The organism is Clostridium bornimense (assembly GCF_000577895.1).
Taxonomy (GTDB): domain Bacteria; phylum Bacillota; class Clostridia; order Clostridiales; family Clostridiaceae; genus Clostridium_AN; species Clostridium_AN bornimense.
Genome location: NZ_HG917868.1, coordinates 163260 through 181598, shown reverse-complemented (window position 1 = coordinate 181598; position 18339 = coordinate 163260). Strand labels below are relative to the sequence as shown.

At 29.0% G+C, this 18339-nt stretch carries 17 protein-coding genes; 6 read left to right on the top strand and 11 right to left on the bottom strand.

Annotation, left to right across the window (positions count from 1 at the left end; genetic code table 11):
• Positions 1-302 precede the first annotated feature (302 nt).
• Positions 303-1016, top strand: a complete 714-nt coding sequence (locus CM240_RS00850) for a PspA/IM30 family protein (RefSeq protein ID WP_044035817.1) — start codon at positions 303-305, stop codon at positions 1014-1016.
• Positions 1017-1236: 220 nt separating this feature from the next.
• On the opposite strand, the gene CM240_RS00845 is transcribed toward CM240_RS00850, so the two are convergent.
• Positions 1237-1680, bottom strand: coding sequence for a hypothetical protein (locus CM240_RS00845; protein ID WP_044035816.1), 444 nt, complete (start codon positions 1678-1680; stop codon positions 1237-1239).
• 535 nt (positions 1681-2215) lie between these two features.
• Here CM240_RS00845 and CM240_RS00840 point away from each other — a divergent pair.
• The 4 genes from CM240_RS00840 to CM240_RS00825 all read left to right on the top strand — a co-directional run bounded on the left by CM240_RS00840 (position 2216) and on the right by CM240_RS00825 (position 6934).
• On the top strand, positions 2216-2869 hold the full coding sequence (locus tag CM240_RS00840) for a metal ABC transporter ATP-binding protein (protein WP_044035815.1): 654 nt from the start codon (positions 2216-2218) through the stop codon (positions 2867-2869).
• Positions 2870-2872: 3 nt separating this feature from the next.
• Entirely contained in the window at positions 2873-3685 is an 813-nt protein-coding gene (locus CM240_RS00835) for a metal ABC transporter permease (RefSeq protein WP_044035814.1), read from the top strand.
• A gap of 91 nt (positions 3686-3776) precedes the next feature.
• Positions 3777-5591 (top strand): ABC transporter permease, encoded by a 1815-nt coding sequence (locus tag CM240_RS00830; RefSeq protein WP_044035813.1) that lies wholly within the window; start codon positions 3777-3779, stop codon positions 5589-5591.
• Positions 5592-5632: 41 nt separating this feature from the next.
• Positions 5633-6934, top strand: coding sequence for a S1C family serine protease (locus CM240_RS00825; protein WP_051483614.1), 1302 nt, complete (start codon positions 5633-5635; stop codon positions 6932-6934).
• Positions 6935-7422: 488 nt separating this feature from the next.
• Here CM240_RS00825 and CM240_RS00820 read toward each other — a convergent pair whose 3' ends face one another.
• The gene (locus CM240_RS00820; RefSeq protein ID WP_044035812.1) at positions 7423-8886 is read right to left on the bottom strand and encodes a sensor histidine kinase; all 1464 of its coding nucleotides are present in this window, start codon (positions 8884-8886) and stop codon (positions 7423-7425) included.
• Positions 8864-9526, bottom strand: coding sequence for a response regulator transcription factor (locus CM240_RS00815; RefSeq protein WP_044035811.1), 663 nt, complete (start codon positions 9524-9526; stop codon positions 8864-8866). The genes CM240_RS00820 and CM240_RS00815 overlap by 23 nt, the downstream gene beginning before the upstream one ends.
• A 302-nt stretch (positions 9527-9828) precedes the next feature.
• Between CM240_RS00815 and CM240_RS00810 the strand changes: the two genes are divergently transcribed.
• Positions 9829-10071, top strand: coding sequence for an AbrB/MazE/SpoVT family DNA-binding domain-containing protein (locus CM240_RS00810; protein WP_044035810.1), 243 nt, complete (start codon positions 9829-9831; stop codon positions 10069-10071).
• Between the two features lie 67 nt (positions 10072-10138).
• Here the strand turns inward: CM240_RS00810 and CM240_RS00805 are convergent, their stop codons facing one another.
• The 8 genes from CM240_RS00805 to CM240_RS00765 form a co-directional block, all read right to left on the bottom strand.
• Positions 10139-11197 (bottom strand): C40 family peptidase, encoded by a 1059-nt coding sequence (locus tag CM240_RS00805; RefSeq protein ID WP_044035809.1) that lies wholly within the window; start codon positions 11195-11197, stop codon positions 10139-10141.
• A gap of 344 nt (positions 11198-11541) precedes the next feature.
• Positions 11542-12657 carry a C40 family peptidase gene (locus CM240_RS16645; RefSeq protein ID WP_051483613.1) on the bottom strand — a complete coding sequence of 372 codons (1116 nt, stop codon included), beginning with the start codon at positions 12655-12657 and terminating at the stop codon, positions 11542-11544.
• 559 nt (positions 12658-13216) lie between these two features.
• Complete coding sequence (locus tag CM240_RS16640; RefSeq protein WP_051483612.1) at positions 13217-14287, bottom strand: C40 family peptidase; 1071 nt, start codon at positions 14285-14287, stop codon at positions 13217-13219.
• A 209-nt stretch (positions 14288-14496) separates the two neighbouring features.
• A complete protein-coding gene (locus CM240_RS16635) occupies positions 14497-15576 on the bottom strand; it encodes a C40 family peptidase (protein WP_051483611.1) in 1080 nt (359 codons plus the stop codon).
• A 213-nt stretch (positions 15577-15789) separates the two neighbouring features.
• The gene (gene rsmI / locus CM240_RS00780; RefSeq protein WP_044035807.1) at positions 15790-16626 is read right to left on the bottom strand and encodes a 16S rRNA (cytidine(1402)-2'-O)-methyltransferase; all 837 of its coding nucleotides are present in this window, start codon (positions 16624-16626) and stop codon (positions 15790-15792) included.
• A gap of 1 nt (position 16627) precedes the next feature.
• Positions 16628-17368, bottom strand: a complete 741-nt coding sequence (locus CM240_RS00775; protein ID WP_044035806.1) for a tRNA1(Val) (adenine(37)-N6)-methyltransferase — start codon at positions 17366-17368, stop codon at positions 16628-16630.
• A 512-nt stretch (positions 17369-17880) separates the two neighbouring features.
• On the bottom strand, positions 17881-18051 hold the full coding sequence (locus CM240_RS00770) for an indolepyruvate ferredoxin oxidoreductase subunit alpha (RefSeq protein ID WP_044035805.1): 171 nt from the start codon (positions 18049-18051) through the stop codon (positions 17881-17883).
• A gap of 81 nt (positions 18052-18132) precedes the next feature.
• Positions 18133-18327: a hypothetical protein gene (locus CM240_RS00765; RefSeq protein ID WP_044035804.1), complete on the bottom strand. Its 195-nt coding sequence runs from the start codon at positions 18325-18327 to the stop codon at positions 18133-18135.
• Positions 18328-18339: the final 12 nt, after the last annotated feature.

Below are 18339 nucleotides of genomic sequence, written 5' to 3'. Positions count from 1 at the left end.
GACTTTTTTCTATTTTACTTTGCTAGCATTATTTATAAGTAATAACTACGAAATTTAAAGATAATTAAAGCTATAGTTAGATTTAATTATACAGTAATAATTACCCTTTAATAAATCACTTATAATCACTTAAAAGGATTATATTTCATACTTGATATATTTGTTAAAATCTTTTATTGTATAAATATAGTATTTTTCTATGAACTACTTATTTTAAATATTTTGTAAAATTGGAATATTTGCTATACAAAAGAAAAGGAATTGAATTATAATGAAAATATAAATTATCAGGAGGTCGCATTATGGGAGTATTCACAAGAGTCTCAACTATGTTTAAAGCAAAGGTTAATTCAAAATTAGACGAAATCGAAAATCCAATTGAATTATTAGATCAAAAAATTAAGGATATGGAAAAAAGTTTAAGTGAAGCTAAAATTGCTTCAGCACAAGTAATCGGAAATGCTCGTGAAACTGAAAAGAAAGTTTTAAAAGCAAAAGCTGAAGTAGATGACTACGATAGCAAGGTAAGATTAGCTCTTTCAAAAGGAAATGAAGATTTAGCAAAAAGAGCTTTAGCTGAAAAAATTAAAGCTGAAAATAATTATAACTCACTTCTTCAAGCACAAACTGTAGCTAGAGAAAAAGCTGAAACTTTAAAAGGTAAATTGTTAGAATTACAAAAAGAATTAGATAAAACAAGAGCATATAGAGATGAAGCTGCAGCAAGATATGCTAATGCAGAAGCTTCAAAAACTGTAAATGAAATAGTAGCTAATGTTAACACTAAATCAAATAAAATTAATTTAGATAATATTGAGAGAAACATTGCTCGTAAAGAAGCTCTAGCAGAAGGACTTGGAGAATTAAAAACACCTTCTCTAGATGATGAATTTGCAGCATTAAATGAACTTAATTTAGATGCGGAACTTGAAAAATATAAAAATCCTTCTGGATCATCTACTACTAACAATTCATCATTATCTGATTTAGATGCAGAACTTGAAAAGTATAAATAAGAATAAAAAAAGCTATCGTTATAAGTAATCGATAGCTTTTTATAATTCACAATTACAGAAAAGTTTGTTGTGCTCAGGGCACAGGTTTCAGGGCACAAGGCACATGTTTTCATTGCCTTATCCGAGCCACACTAGCTGTCCGCAGGACTATAATATTTTTCCCACAGGGAAAAATTAACCTTTCCTGTGCCCTGTGCCATCATACTGTGCCCTGTAAATTTCACCATGCTTTCACTAAGATGTCCCCCTCCGCGATTCTTCTCTTAACAGTTTCATATTTATCTATATAAGGCAACTCTTCACCATTTTTAAAAATGATAAGGCCGTTTCTAACTTCTTTTACTTTCGAATAATTTATGTATCCAAATGCTCTATCACCTTTTACTAAAGGCTTTATTGTCTTTATAGGTATAATAACTTCATTATTATTTATTAACGGTACTAATGATTTTTTATCAAGTATCTTTTCACTTTTAGCTGTCACTGCTGTAAGCGATAATAAATTTAAAGCAAAATAATCTCTAAGAGCTTTATTAATAGATACATTAGTTAAATATTCATCTCCATTTTCTACTTTTATCATTGTTACTTTACCTTCTCCATCTTTATATAATGGTATTATTGCTATCATAGATTTTAATGCTTCAATATAATCTATTTTCATACTATCTCCTCCTTGCATTACCATTATATACGAACAGATGTTCGATTTCAATAGCATTTCCATTTTTTTCTTTCGACAACATGTCCTTATATTTTTGCAAGATTTATATCTTTAACTTGCATAAATTATAAATTCCCACTTTCCACACATGAATTTGTGAATAAAGTGCATAACTCTGTGGATAACTTGTTATTATTTTCATGGCTTTTTTTCTAATATCTCTTAATATACTGAAAGTTATCCACACTATCCACACCCCCCCTGTGTATAACTTGTTAAAATTATTGATTATTCATAATAAATTCCTTCAATTTTCTATATTTTCTTTTCAAATTGGGGATAACTTCGCTTTTTGCAATTTACATTTTATGGAATTTCTTTTTTTCCTATCATTCTTTATTTTATCCAATATTAATATAAATATATGTAGATACACTTGCAAACTATTTGCAAATATCATATAGTAAGTTTATAATATGTTTACTATGAATAAATATGGTTATAATTATATATGTAAATTCCAGGAGGGCTAGTTTTGATTAAAATAAATAATTTATATTTTTCTTATTCTAATACTCCCCCATATATATTAAATGATATAAACTTTAATATAAAAAAAGGGGATTATGTTACTATAATAGGCGAAAACGGTAGCGGAAAGAGTACTTTCACCAAAATAATTTTAGGTTTATTAAAAGGGTATAAGGGATCTATTGCTATCAATGCTAAGCATATTGCTTATGTACCTCAAAGACTAAATAATCTCGATACTAATTTCCCTCTTACAGTTTTTGAAATGTTAAATATCCATAGAAAAACTTTAAAAATAAAAAATAAATCTATTATAGATGATATGCTTGCTCTTGTTAATATGAATAGTTACAAAAATTCACTAATATCAAATTTATCAGGAGGTCAAGCTCAAAAAATATTTATAATACGAGCTTTAATGGGAAATCCAGATTTACTTATTTTAGATGAGCCTTCTACTGGTATAGATGTTAAAAGTCAAACTGAAATATATCAATTAATAAAAACTCTAAATAAAGAACAACATATAACAGTTATATCCGTAGAACATAATTTAAAAGCAACGAAGGAAAACTCTTCTAAAATATATCAAATACAAAATGGTAAGGGTAGATTTTTGAACTTAGATCAATATACTGCCTTAAGTATGGAGGATTAATTTATGTTTCAATATGATTTTATGGTATATGCATTAATTGGCGGTATACTTATTTCATTAATTTGTCCCGCTATCGGAACTTTTTTAGTACTTAAAAGATATTCTCTTATGGGAGATACTTTAGCACATGCTTCTTTTGCAGGTATAGCCTTAGGTATAGCAACTGGTGTAGATCCTGTATTATCAGCTATTGCATTTACTTCTGTTTCTGGTGTAGTTATTGAATTCTTATCTATATTCCTAAAAAAATATGGAGACCTTATAATGTCAATAATCCTCACCTTTAGTGTAGGTATAGCTATAACATTAATTTCTACTGGTAAGACAAAAACAAATATAAATTCTTATCTATTTGGAAGTATATTAACTATAACTCCTAATGACCTATATATTATAGGTATATTAAGTATTGTAACTTTTATAATTTTATTCTTTCTATTTAATTCTCTAGTATATATAACCTTTGATGAAGATGGAGCTAAAATAGCTGGTATAAAAGTAAAAATTCTCAATTATATATTTATATTATTAGTTTCACTTACAATATCAATTTCTATAAAAATTGTTGGTATACTAGTTATTTCATCTTTAATTGCTATTCCTGTAGCAACTGCATTACAATTAAAGAAAGGTTTTAAACAAACTTTTATATATTCTATCATATTTGGAGTAATAGATGTAAATTTAGGACTAGTACTATCTTTTTACCTTGATGGTGCCCCTGGTGGATTTATAGCACTTTCATCAGTAGCAGTCTTAATATTAACTATCCTTTCAAAATCTATAATAAATTCAATAAAAAAATTAAAGGTATAATATGATGTCCACTACTCTTAGTCAGTTGTGGGCTTTTCTTTTTATAAATGATATAATTGTAATAAATTATTTTTAACTATGGAGGATTAATATGAAAAAAAGCAAATTTACTTTTCTGTTGTTGCTTATTGCCATTGCTTCTCTAATAACATCAGTAAACAAGGTAGTAAATTCTTATGGAATATTAGACGAAGAAATTAAACAAGCAACCTCAGGGAATTATAAATATAATTATATTTGTACACTAGCACCAGAAGAAAAAATTAGTTATGATAAACTCTATAATGTTCTAAAAAAGAATTTATCAAATTATAGTGTGGAATTATCTTTAAGCTATGAGAGTTCTCACTTTAATTCTGACTACATAAACTTAAGAGGAATATTAAATAGTAAAACTTATCTTGGAACCCTAAAAGAAGGTTCTATAGATAACTTTAATAAACCTTTTTTCGCTTTTGTCGGAGAAGATACCGATTCTTGGTACCTAAAGCATATTCCACTAGATAACGATGTGTATGAAATTAATGCAACTTATTATAATAAATACAGAAGTGGTATATACTTTTCACTACATAGCGCACCTAAAGAGTTTCAAAAAGCTTTTGAATCTCAACCTATAATATCTCTTTCTGTTAGAGGTTCTAATACTCTTCCAGATTCTATAAAAGCTTTTGAAAAAGATTTAAAATCTACATTTAAAAATATTAAATTTGACTATAGCTTTTATGGTGAAGATTATTACAAATTTAAAGCTAATCAAGTAAAAACACCATACATAGATAGACTTATACCTTATGTTGTCTTACTAATATTTTCTATAGCTCTAGTATCAATATTAATTTCTAAAATATTCTTTAGAGCTAAACCAATAGTATTATTGTCTCTATTTTTTATAATGTTAACTTGCAACGGATATTTTTTAATTAGTTCATTAACATATTTAAATGCAAGAGTTCAATTTACAAAATCTGTTGATGAATATAAATATAGTGATATTTACTATTCTTCAGCTTCACTTACAGATGACTTAAAAGAGAATATTATTTCATCAACTTCAACACTTAACTATACTGGTAGCTTTTCTACTACATTATCTTATGATAAAGTAGTACAACTAAAAGATGAGTTAAATTTTACCGAAGATTATAACTCTAGTAACTTAGAAAATGAAATCTCAACTAAAATGTTATATTTTCCACAAGAATTTTATAACGCAATATCTGTAAAACTTTCTAAAGGCAGCAATTTAGATTTTAATAAAAATACTGTACTACTAGGATCTACTTTTGAAAAATACTTTAACTTAGGAGATACTATACATATTAATGGAAGCAAATTTGAAATAGTAGGGTTTATAGAAAAAGACTATATGGCTCCATATACTTTAGGCAGATTAACAAATTTAAATAATGGATTGATAATATCATCTCCATTATCATCTGATGGTAATACTAATGATTTATTTTTACTTAATACTGATACAAATAGCAGTAGATTATCATCTATCTATGATATCAATACTTCATTAATTTATAGTTATGGTCAAGGTAAATTCGTTTCTATTTTATTTAGTGTAATAACATTAATTTTAATACTTATAACTATATCAGTTTGCTATGTTAATTTATTTATTTCACTAAGTAACGTGACATTTGTAATAGTTTCTATAATTAGTAATTTTCTATCTATACTTTTATTTTATTTTATTAATATATCTAGTTCATTACCATATTACCTTAGACCTATAGAATCTTTAGAGTATCTATCTAGAAGAGATATAATTATAACATTTTTAGTTTCACTTTTTATATTTATCTTTCAATATATATACAAAAAATACTCACGTATATTAAATAAAATTTTAAATAGTGTGACACATAAATGTCATAGAAGTATTATAAAATAAACTCATACGATATAGGAAATGAACCTTAGGAGGTAATTTATATGAACGAATTTAATAATTTTCAAGATGATAATAATACTTCTTCTACAAATAACAATAATTCATCCAATAACATAGACGACACAGTTAGCATGAATTCAGATGACATAAATTTCATAATGAAAGATTCTGATTCAGATTTTGCTCAAGATGTACCTTTCACAAGCGTGCATAATGGTAACAATAACAACAATAATGGCACTAACAAGTACAATAACAAAAAACCAAAAAGAGGCCTAGGAAAAACTATAGCACTTTGTGTATTAATATCAGCTGTAGTTGGTACTGGTTCAGGAGTTGCATCTAGTTTAATAACTAATAATCTAACATCTTCTGGAAACTCAAATAACGTAAAAACTGTTACAAATACTGAACAACTATCTTTTTCAACTACTGGCGGTGTATCTATTCCGGATATATACAATAAAGTAAGTCCTGCTGTTGTTGGTATCACAACTCAAAACTTAACTTTAAATCAATTCCAAGTTCAAGGTGGTTCTGGTTCTGGTTTTATATTCAGCGAAGAAGGTTATGTACTAACTAACTATCACGTTATTGAAGGTGCTTCTAAGATTAGCGTAATGTTTTCTAATAAAACTACTGCAGATGCTACTGTAGTAAATTATGACTCTGATTTAGATGTAGCTGTTCTTAAAATATCTGGTGATATAGAAATGCCCGCTGTGTTAGAGTTAGATGCTTCAGCTGATGTCCTTGTTGGTGAACCAGTAATAGCTATTGGTAGTCCTCTTGGTGAAACTTTCTTAAATAGTTTAACCTCTGGAATTATCTCAGCAAAAGATAGACGTATAGAAGATAGCGACGGAATTAAGAATTATATTCAAACAGATGCTGCTATTAATCCTGGTAACTCTGGCGGTCCATTAATTAATGCATATGGAAAAGTTATTGGTATAAATACAGCTAAAATATCAGATTCTAGTGTATCTGGAATGGGATTTGCTATTCCTATAACAGCTGTAGTAGATGTAGTTAATGATTTAGTTGCAAATCCACTTAATAATAGTGTAACACTAGGTGTAAGTATACAAAATTTAACTGAAACTCAATTAAAATATCTTCAAATTGATCATGGTGTTTTAGTTTCTCAAGTATCTGCTGGATCAATTGCCGCTAATGGTGGTATTCAAGCAAATGATGTAATAACAAAATTTAATGGTACAGAAATTAGCAGTACATCAGAATTACAAAAAGCAAAAGGAAAAGTTTCTTCTGGAGATAAAGTTGATGTAGAAATCAATCGTTCTGGAAAAACTATGACACTTACATTAGATATTCAATAGATATTAACCTTTATGTATAATCAACCATTATTTATATATTAACAATAATCTAATATAACCATTTAAAAGCTATCGATCATATAATCGTGATCGATAGCTTTTTTATTATAACTCCACACTTATAATTTAATAGAATGTCGCATTAACAAATGAAAAGTTGTTAGCAATAGCTACTTTTATTATGACACAATGTAGGACACAGGTTAGAAGGCACAAGTTAAGAGATTATCCTAGTTTATATCATTCAACTAAACACTTAAAATTTCAGAAATTCCTCAGGAATTTCATCCATACCTGTGCCTTGTGCCCTCATACTTGTGCCATGCACTGATATATCCCCACGCGAAAGAGAGGTGCAACTCACGTTACACCCCTCTTTCTGGGACACAATATATTCAAAAATTCAGGTTTTAAGTATATAAGGATTTACCTTACAATAATATATTAACTCTTTTCTGTGTCAGTTTCATGTCAATATTATGAATATTTTATTTATTACTATACGGAATAATAAAACTAAACTTTACTCCCTTTTCTGTATTCTCTACAGCTACGTTTCCACCATGAACATTTATTATATTTTTAGTAATAGAAAGTCCAAGCCCCGTACTTCCATCTCTCTTTCTTCCTTTATCTACTTTATAAAACTTTTCCCAAATCTTCTCTATATCACTATCATCTATATGATTACCTGTATTCTCTACCTCCACTAAAACATCATTGTCCTTTCTTGTGGCTGTAACTATTATTTCTCCTTCATCATAACAATGCCTTATTCCATTTGATAAGTAATTTAATAGAACTTGCTCTAATCTTACATTGTCACCATATACATAAAGATTTTCATCTATTTTTTCTTTAACGGTAATTTTCCTATCATAACATAAAGCTTTTGATTTATCTGCTACAGCTTTTATTGTTTGAGATAAATTAAATCTTTCTTTTTTCATCTTAAAAGTTCCATTCTCTAATTGAGACAAATTAATCATATCCATTACTAATTTAGTCATCTTATCTGATTCATCTATAATTATCTTAACAGCTTCTTCTTTATCTAATACATCATCTTGTATTCCCTCTGCATATCCTTTAATTAATGCAATTGGAGTTTTTAATTCATGTGATACATCTGCTATAAATTCTTTTCTCATTTTTTCTAACTGACGTTCTTTTTCTATATCCTCTTTAAGCTTCACATTAGCCCTTCTAAGCGACATTAATGCTTCTTCCAAATTATTAGACATTATATTTATACTTTCGCTTAAACTGCCAATTTCATCATTTCTCTCTACAACACATTTCTCACTAAAATCTAATTTTGCAATTTTTTTTGCCACTCTATTAATTTTAATTAGCGGCTTTGATATTGTATTAGAATATAATACTGATATAACTGTAAGTATTACAACTGATATTATGGCAAAATAAAGATTCAATTGTAACGAAATCCCTGATGCTTCATTAACTTGTTCTAATGATGTTATTCCTATAATATACTCATCATTTTCTCCTGTAGTTACATATGCCAAAGTGTTAAGTTCATATTTAGATTCTTTAGACTCTTTAATAAACCTATTTCCTACAGGATCGTCCTGAAACCATATAACTATATTTCTTATTAATTGTAACCGTTCATTATCTACCCTAGGTACTTGTGTAGAAGGCATAGTATAGGATCCATTCTTATCAACTACAGCTATTGTAATAGAATATTTTTGTTGATATTCCCTCATCATCTGCATTAAATCTATATCTGTATATTGATCTTCATATTCGCTTTTAAAACTTTGCACTTGCTTTTCCAAAGAATTCTTTTTCTGATGATTGTAGTAACCTTCAAAGAATAGCCATTGAAGTAATACATTAAAAATAGTTATCCCTAAAAAAATAGAGCTTGTCATAAAAAATAATCTTTTAGCAATACTATCTCTAATTCTCCTCTTTTCTTTCATACTTATATCCTACCCCTCTGACGGTATTTATGTAACTTGCCTTATCCTTTAGCTTTTCTCTTAATCTCTTAATCCCTGTATCTACAGCTCTTAAATCGCCTTCAAAATCATATCCCCATACTTTATCTAATATTCTATCTCTACTTAAAACAATTCCTTCATTTGCAACAAAATATTTAAGTAAATCAAATTCAGTTTTTGACAGTGATACTTCTTTTCCATCAACAAGTACCCTATGTCCTTCTTCATCTATAACTAAATCTTCTGATTCTACATTATAATTTCTCTTTATCATTGCATTTATCTTTGCAACTAAGACCTTAGGACTAAAAGGTTTTGTTTCATAATCATCTGCTCCTATACCATACGCAAGTAACATATCCTCTTCCTCACTCTTTGCTGTAAGCATTAACGTAGGAACATTTTTTATTTTTCTCATCTCTTTTAATGCCACTATACCATCCATTATTGGCATCATTACATCTAATATAACAAAATTTATAATATTATCTTTAAAGATATCTAACGCTTCTTTTCCATTACTAGCATAAAAAATATTATATCCTTCTTTTGTAAGGTATGCTCCTAGTAAATCTCTTATTCTGACTTCATCATCAACAACTAATATATTTATTTTCATAACTTAAACTACCCCTTCCATAAAGTATATTTATTATAATTATATACCTAATTAGGCATATAATCGACATTCTATATACCAAATTCACAATAAAAACATATTATTTTTGTTTAACCCATTTTTTTACTTAACTTTATATAAATGTATTGACTTGCATTGCTTTACCATATAAAATAATATTATCGGTACATTTAATACTAAAATACGTACGGTTATTACAAAATAAAAATTTATAGTTAACTTATTTTGTTATTACTTAAAGATATATTTTTGTCGATAACTGTTATAGGAGGAAGATAAATATGAAATCTACAGGTGTTGTAAGAAGAGTCGATGAATTAGGAAGAATCGTTATTCCAATTGAATTAAGAAGAACATTAGATATAGCTGAAAAGGACGCTCTTGAAATATATGTTGATGGCGAAGAAATAATATTAAAGAAATATGAACCAGCTTGTATCTTCTGCGGTAATGCTAGAGATGTAATAAACTACAAAGGTAAAAATATCTGTACTAGTTGCCTTAATGAATTAGGTTCAAAATAATTTCATCTGAAATTATTCTTAAATAAAGCTATGCTCTTTTGAGCATAGCTTTATTTTTATCTATTCATTATGATATTATTCTTCTTGCTTGTGTATAATCAGTCATATAAATTAGCTTTGTATACTTAACTACATCTCCAGTTTGTGGTGCATGAATAAAGATACCATTTCCTACATATATTCCAACATGATGTGGTGATTTTAATGATCCAAAGAAAACTAAATCTCCTGGTTTTTCATTTCCAGGTGCCACATAAGTTCCAATTCCTTTGACTTGAGTATAAGTAGTTCTTGTAAGACTAATTCCACATTTTTTATATACATATTGAGTGAACCCTGAACAATCAAAAGTATTAGGACCTGTAGCTCCCCATACATATTGCTTTCCTAAATGCTTCTTAGCCTCTGCTAATACGTTTGACACTGTTGCTGTCCCTGTATTAGTAGTTCCACCTATTTGTTGTGCTTCTGCTGCAATAGACTTATTAATAGCCTCTAATTCAGCTGCATACTTAGTTTTTAATGCCTCTGCTTCTTTTCTAGCCTTCTCACTGGCTGCCTTTTCAGTGTTAATAGTATCTATTTGTCCTTGTAAGTCATTCTTCAGTGTATCTAATTCTGATACCTCCTTTTCAAGGCTTCTTTTCTCTTCATCTAAGCTATCTTTAGTTTCTTTTATCTTCTGCATAGCTCTTATATCAGAAAGAGATACATTTCTAACAATCTCTTTTCTCTCTATTAAATCTCCAAGGCTTTCAGCATCTAATATTATACTTAACGTAGTGTCATTTCCATTTTTATATGTATTTCTAATTCTATCTTTAAAGTCATCTTCTTTATCAGCTAAATTTTTAGAACTTTCATTTATATTTGCCTCTTTATCTGCTATTTCTTTTTGTTTTGCATCTATAGCTGCTTCTGTTTCCTTCTGCTTAGTAAGTAATGTATTAATCTTATCATCACATTTTCTAATCTTATCATTTGCAGCTTCTACTTTTTTCATCGCTTCATCATATTGAGATTGTGTTTCGCTTTTACTCGGTGTAGCATTGACTATATTTTGTGGTGATATAAAACTAACTATTAGAATCAAACTTAACACTACATAACATTTCTTCACTCTCATACTTATTCCCCCTATAAGATTTATACCCCTATTTTTCTACCATATAGTAAAATATATCTTTTTATAAATTTCTCATATTGTTTTGTAGATAATATGTAGTATTTGTTACATATTATAAATATAAATCAAATTTTATGCCTATTTGTCACTTTATGTAATATAAGTTTATCTTATTATCCTTTATATGTCAAATTTATTATGTTGCCTCTAAATTTTCTTACTGAAATTATATATAAAAGAAATTAACAGAACAATCTCGCCACAATTATCAATAAAAAAACTGTCGTACTAATTTATTAGCGCGACAGTCTTATAATTATTCAAAATATTCTTTTTTCATAAAATTAATTTAATAATCTTCTTGCAAAACTATAATCTCTTGAACCTGATAGATATGAATACTTAACAACATCTCCAGTTTGTGGTGCGTGTATATACATACCTCCGCCTACATATATTCCGACGTGATGAGTATTACCAACTTGTCCAAAGAAAACTAAATCTCCTGGTTGTTCTTGTCCTTTTGGAACATATGTACCTAATTTTTCTTGAGTATATGTTGGCGCTGGAGCACTTATTCCAACTTGTCTAAATACATATTGAACAAATCCTGAACAGTCAAATGAATTTGGTCCTTTTGCTCCCCAAACATATGGTTTACCTAAATGTTTCTCAGCTTCTGCTAAAACTGCTGCTGCAGTAGCTGTAGTTGATTCTGGTCCTCTTGATGGTGTACTTGGTGAAGCTTGTGCTATTGTAGCAGTTGCTTGTTGAGCTCTTAGTGCTTGAAGTCTAGCTGCTTCTGCCGCCATTTCATCTTCAATAGCTTTTACCTCTGTAGCATATTTATTTTTAACAGATTCTGCTTCAGCTAAAGCAACTTGTTGCTCTTCCTTTTGCTTATTAACTTCTTCTATTTGCTTTTGTAATTCATCCTTTAATGAATTTAAAGCTACAACTTCTTCTTCAACTTTTGCTTTCGCTTTTTCTAGTTCAATCTTTTCTGTTTTCATTGTTTCCATTATAGTTTTTTCACGCTTAGAAACTTCTTTAACAGTTTGAGTTCTTTCTAATAAATCACCCATTGATTTTGATTCTACTAAAACGTTAATTACTACATCATTTCCGTTCTTATATACAGCTCGTACTCTTTTTTTGAAATCGTCTTCACTTTTTTGCAATTCAGCTTTAGTCTTTTCCACTTCCTCTTGCTTCTTAGCGATTTCATCTTGTTTTTCTGAAATAGATTTCTCTGTTGTGTTTTGCTTGTCCACTAATGCACTGATTTCAGAATCTAACTTTCTTACTTGTTCGTTTACAGCTTCAACTTTTTGTAACGCTTCTGAATATTGACTTTTTGCACTATCTAATGTTGGATCCGCTTTTACTTCTGTTCCAATACTAGTAGTCATCGCTAACGTCGCTACAACTAAAGCTAAGCATATACCTTTCTTCTTCATTTTTCTTCCCCCATTCCAAAATATTTAAATCATATTTAAATATCATATATCTCTAATTTTTTTTATTTAATTACATATATTTTTAAATTTCTTTTATAATATATCTTAATTTTTTCTTAATGTTTCTTGTTTCTTCTTTTACATTATTAATTTTTTGTGTGAAGATAAAATGAAGAAATATTTTGCCCTTTATTAAGAAGTTGGTAATACCATGTCCCATTTTATGGTTTATATGTAATAATAAATCGTTTATTGTACTTATTTGCATGCATATCTATCCACCAGCTCCACCCCCATAAATCTAATTATATCAGTAAGTACTATAATGTTTTCCAAAAATTACTTGTCCAACTTTTTGCTTTTACTGTCATTATTTTGAAATAGTTTTCATGATTTTATTTCCATAAATAAAAATAAAAAAATATTAAAATTTATTTTTATATTTATATTATTATATTACTTTTTACAAAAAAACTATTCAATTTATCATTTTAAACTAAAATCAAAACAAAAGACTGTGCTCTAATTTTTAGTGCAACAGCCTCTTATTTATATAATATTAATTTTCTATAATTCTTCTCGCTTGACAATAGTCTTTTGAATATGCCAACTTAGAATACTTCACTACATCCCCTGTCTGTGGCGCATGTATATACATTCCCTTTCCTACATATATTCCAACATGATGTGGTTCTGTCATAGAACCAAAAAACACTAGATCCCCTGGTTGTTCCTCTCCCTTAGGAATATAAGTACCTCTTCCTGCTACTTGCGTATATGTCGTTCTCGTAAGTTCTATTCCTACCTTACCATACACATATTGCACAAATCCTGAACAATCAAAAGTGTCCGGTCCTGTCGCCCCCCATACATATAGTTTCCCTATATGAGAGTCAGCTTCATTTAAAATATCTAAAACAGTTTTATTAGTTATTTCATTATCGTATTTCAAATTCTCTTTCATTAATGTCAAATCGTTTTTAGTCTCTTCTTCCATAAGGGCTAATTCAGCCTGATATTTTTCTTTTACTTCCTTTGCTTTTAACAAATATCCTTCTTCAGCCTCTTTTATATCCTCTATTTCTTCTATACTATCTTGTAATGTATCTTTTAGACAATTTAAATTCTCTACATCATGTTCAATTGTATCTTTTTCGGATATCAATAACGCCTTCTTATTTTTTATATTATTCACTAAGTTCTCTTGATATTTAGATAAGCCTTTAATAACCTCTGTTCTCTCTATAAAATCTCCAATAGTTTTAGCTTCAACCACCATACTAATAACTTCATCTTTTCCATACTTATAAGTTGATCTTATCATCTTCCTAAAAGTTTCTTCATTATATTCTAACTCTATACTCTCTTCCTGTATATTTCTTTTCTTATCTTCTATATCTTTTTTCTTATCATCTATCTTTATCTCAATTTCTTTTTGTTCCTCCATAAGAACCGATATCTTATTATCTATCTTTTTTATCTCATCGCTATACTTTTCAACTTCCTCTACAGCTGTCTCATATGCTTCTCGTTTTTCTTCAATACTAGGCTCTGCCTTTACTATTATCTTTCCATTTGCAAATGTTATCATTGTAGCCATTATCACTAAGCATATCTCTCTTTTTCCCATCCCTACTCTTACCTCAATTCCAAATTATAAATAAAACCCGCCCTCCTATCCATATATTTTACTTTATTGTAATTATTATACAATTTTATAAAGATAAAATGAAGTTTTCTAAAAAAATAAAAAAACTCAAGCACACTTATTCTGTGCCTGAGCTTTTCTTATATTATGTATAAAACCTTTATCTTAACAAAAGTTAAAATCACTATACCCTATCCTATTATTCTCCTAGCCTGCGTATAATCCGGCATATAGCTTAACTTTGAATATTTAACTACATCACCAGTCTGAGGAGCATGAATAAACATTCCATCTCCTGCATATATTCCAACATGGTGTGGTGACCTTATAGACCCAAAAAATACTAAGTCCCCTGGTTGCACATCCTTTGGCGCTACATATTGCCCTTGTCTTACCTGTGTATAGGTAGTTCTCGTTAACGATATTCCTAACTTACCATAAACATACTGCGTTAGACCAGAACAATCAAAAGTATTCGGTCCTGTTGCTCCCCATACATATTTCTTCCCTAAATGATTATTTGCCTCTTTTAATATAGCTAATGCAGTTTCACTAACAGTTTCTCCTGTAGATGTCACTTTTACCCCTGCACTAATTTGTGCTTGTAAAATTTGTGCCTTAGATTCTATTTCTCCATATATAACTTTTAATTGTTCCGCATACTGTTTACTTACAGCCTCTGCCTCTGTCTTAACTTTTTCGTGCTCAACTTTTTCTGCCTGTATAGACTCAATTTGTTTTTGTAAGTCTTCTTTTAGCGTTGATAAATTCTCAACTTCTTTTTCTAAGTCTTTCTTACAATTAACTAAAGTCTTCTTAGCCTCTTTAGTTCTATCTATAGCTCTTACTTCATATCCTGTTATATTTCTTATTAGTTCCCTTCTATATAATAAATCCGAAAAGCTTTTTGCATCAAATACAATATCTAAAGTAATATCATTACCATTTTTATATGTAGTTCTTACTCTTTTCTTTAACTCTTCTGCATCTCCGACAATAGTTTCTTCTGTCTTTTCGATTTCTTTTTCTTTATTTTCTATCTCAACTTTAATACTTTCTATTTTACTATTTGTATCATTTTGTTCTACTATCAATTGACTAATCTTTTCATCACATTTTCTTACTTCGTCATTAGCTTCCTCGACCTTCATTATCGCTTCAACATATTGATTTTTAGTATCATTCGGTGTAGCTTGTATGGGTTTAATACCAATAAATAGTTCACTAACTAAAACTATAACCAAGATAAATGATACTATTTTGACTTTCATACTAACTCTCCTCCCCCATTGCCTATTTAAATTATGTTAATTTTTTACTTGTATATGTTTCAAACGCCCTCTATTTGTAATATATTGTAGTATAATTTTATATTATTTAAAATAATTTGTCAAAAAATCTACTCTATAGGAGATACCTGTTTAGTATTAAAATAGGCTATTGCAAGATCTTTTCCTATTTCTCTTACAATAGCCTATATATTATTAGTATGAATAAGCATACACTTCTCTTTTACTAATTCCTCTTTCTTTTGCTACTATTTTTATAGCCTCTTTTTTGCTATTACCTTTTTCTATATAATAATCTATATGCTCCTCAATGGTCATGTGCTCCCACTTACTTCTATTTTCTTTCTCTATTTCATCATCACTTTTTCCCTCTATTAATATAACAATCTCTCCACGAACCCCAGTATCACATATCTTATTATATACTTCCTCTACAGTTCCTCTTATAGTCTCTTCATATGCTTTAGTTAGTTCTCTACTTAGAGCCATTCTTCTACCTGGAATTCTATCTTTAAGAAATTCTAATGTTGATATTATCCTATGTGGTGCCTCATAAAAAATAATAGTATCTCTATATCCTTCAATTTCCTTAAATATCTCTTCTCTTTCTTTGTTTTCTCTAGGGAAAAATCCTCTAAATGCAAACTTAGTAGTATCTAATGTTGAGTTTACTAATGCTGTCACTACTGCTGTTGGGCCAGGTATTACTTCAAAATCAATTCCTTCTTCTACAGCTTTCTCTATTATAACAGCTCCTGGATCTGATATCCCAGGCATTCCAGCATCTGATACTAAGGCAACAATCTGACCTTCCTTAACTTTATCTAAAATATTTTCGCTTCTTCCTTCTTCATTATATTTATGATATGAAATAAGTGGCTTCTTTATTTCAAAATGGCTTAGAAGCCTCATAGTTACTCGCGTATCTTCCGCTGCCACTAAATCACAACTCTTTAATACTTCCAATGCTCTAAGTGTTATGTCTTTTAAGTTTCCTATAGGTGTTCCTACTATATATAGTTTTCCATTCATGTTATTCACCTCTTCCATATATCTTATCTATCTCTTTAGTATAACTACCATCTAATTCATAGACATACAACGGTTCATCCCATTTAAGAAAACTCCCTCCGAAGTTTTGGCCTTCAATTAAAACAATATTAGGTGCCTTATTATATGTAGGATGAATCATCTTAACTCTTTTAGGTTCTATTTTATACTTTCTCATAATACAAAATATATCACAAAGTCTATCTGGCCTATGAATCATGTACAATCTACCATTATCTTTAAGTACCGTCTTTGATGCCACTATAACATCTTCTAAGTTACATAGTATCTCATGTCTTGCTATAGCATTTTTATCATTTATATTTATTATTCCTGATCCTTGAAGCTTATATGGAGGATTAACTGTAACAACATCAACTTTATCAATCGATTTTAAAAAGTCTATATCTTTTAAATCTCTACAATAAAAATTTATTCTATCTGAAAGATTATTAAATTCCACTGTTCTATTTGCCATATCGACAAACTCTTCTTGTATTTCTATTCCTTTTATATCATTACATTCAGTCTTTCCCGCTATAATAAATGGTATAATTCCTGTTCCTGTACAGAAATCCATGACTTTATGTTTCTTTTTTATATTAGCAAAGTTAGCTAATAATACTGCATCTATTCCAAATCTAAAAGCATCTTTTTTTTGTATTACTTGTATCCCCTTTAGCTGCAAATCGTCTAAAGTCTCATCTTCTTTTATAAAGCTCATTTCATCACTCCAAATTATAAAGTATATCTATCATATAATTTTAACATAAAAAAATAAAAGGAACTATCATGAGATAATTCACAATTTAGGTGGTCGCTGTCGCATTAAAAAATGAGAATTTATCAGCTATAGTTCCTTTTATCATGGCACAGGGCACAAGTAAGGTGAAAATTCCTCTTTAGGAGGAATTTTATTATAGTCCTGTGGACAGCAAAGTGTTTTCATATTTACTATAGATACAAAAATTATATTATAATTCTTAATCCATGATTCATGAAAGTGCAACTTTCATGCTCCTCCGTAATGACTTCTATATCAAATGTGACTAACTTAAGAAAACTAATCTATTCTATACCCCAAACTTTAACACTTGCAATCCAAGAAATTCCAAAGGAGTTTCTTCCATACATGTGCCTTGTGCCATCATACTTGTGCACTAAAAAAGGCTCTCGCCTACAAATTTTCATTTGTCAATGCGAAAGCCTCTTTTATCTTATTTATTATAATAAGTATTATGCTTGCTCTGGTGAACCTACTGGACAAACATTTGCACAGTTTCCACAGTCGATGCAACTTGATTCATCAATTTCAAATTGACTATCTCCTTGAGAAATACATCCTACTGGACATTCTGCTGCACATGCACCACAACTAACACATGTTTCATTAATTCTGTATGCCATTCTTAAAACACCTCCTAAAACTAAAAGCTATATTCTCCTACTATCTTATTTTAGCACGTCTGCTATATTTATGAAAGTTTTTTATAGTATAATATGCCCATCATTTTCCAGTTTATCGATAATATCTTCTAATGTAGTAAAATACTCATCAAATATTACTGTAACTTCTTCACTTTCCTTGGATATATATAATGCTATAACACCTTCAATAGATGTTATATCTCTTTTTAATTTATTTACATTATCTATTTTGTGAACTCTAAGGACACCTTTCATGCTAATTACCTC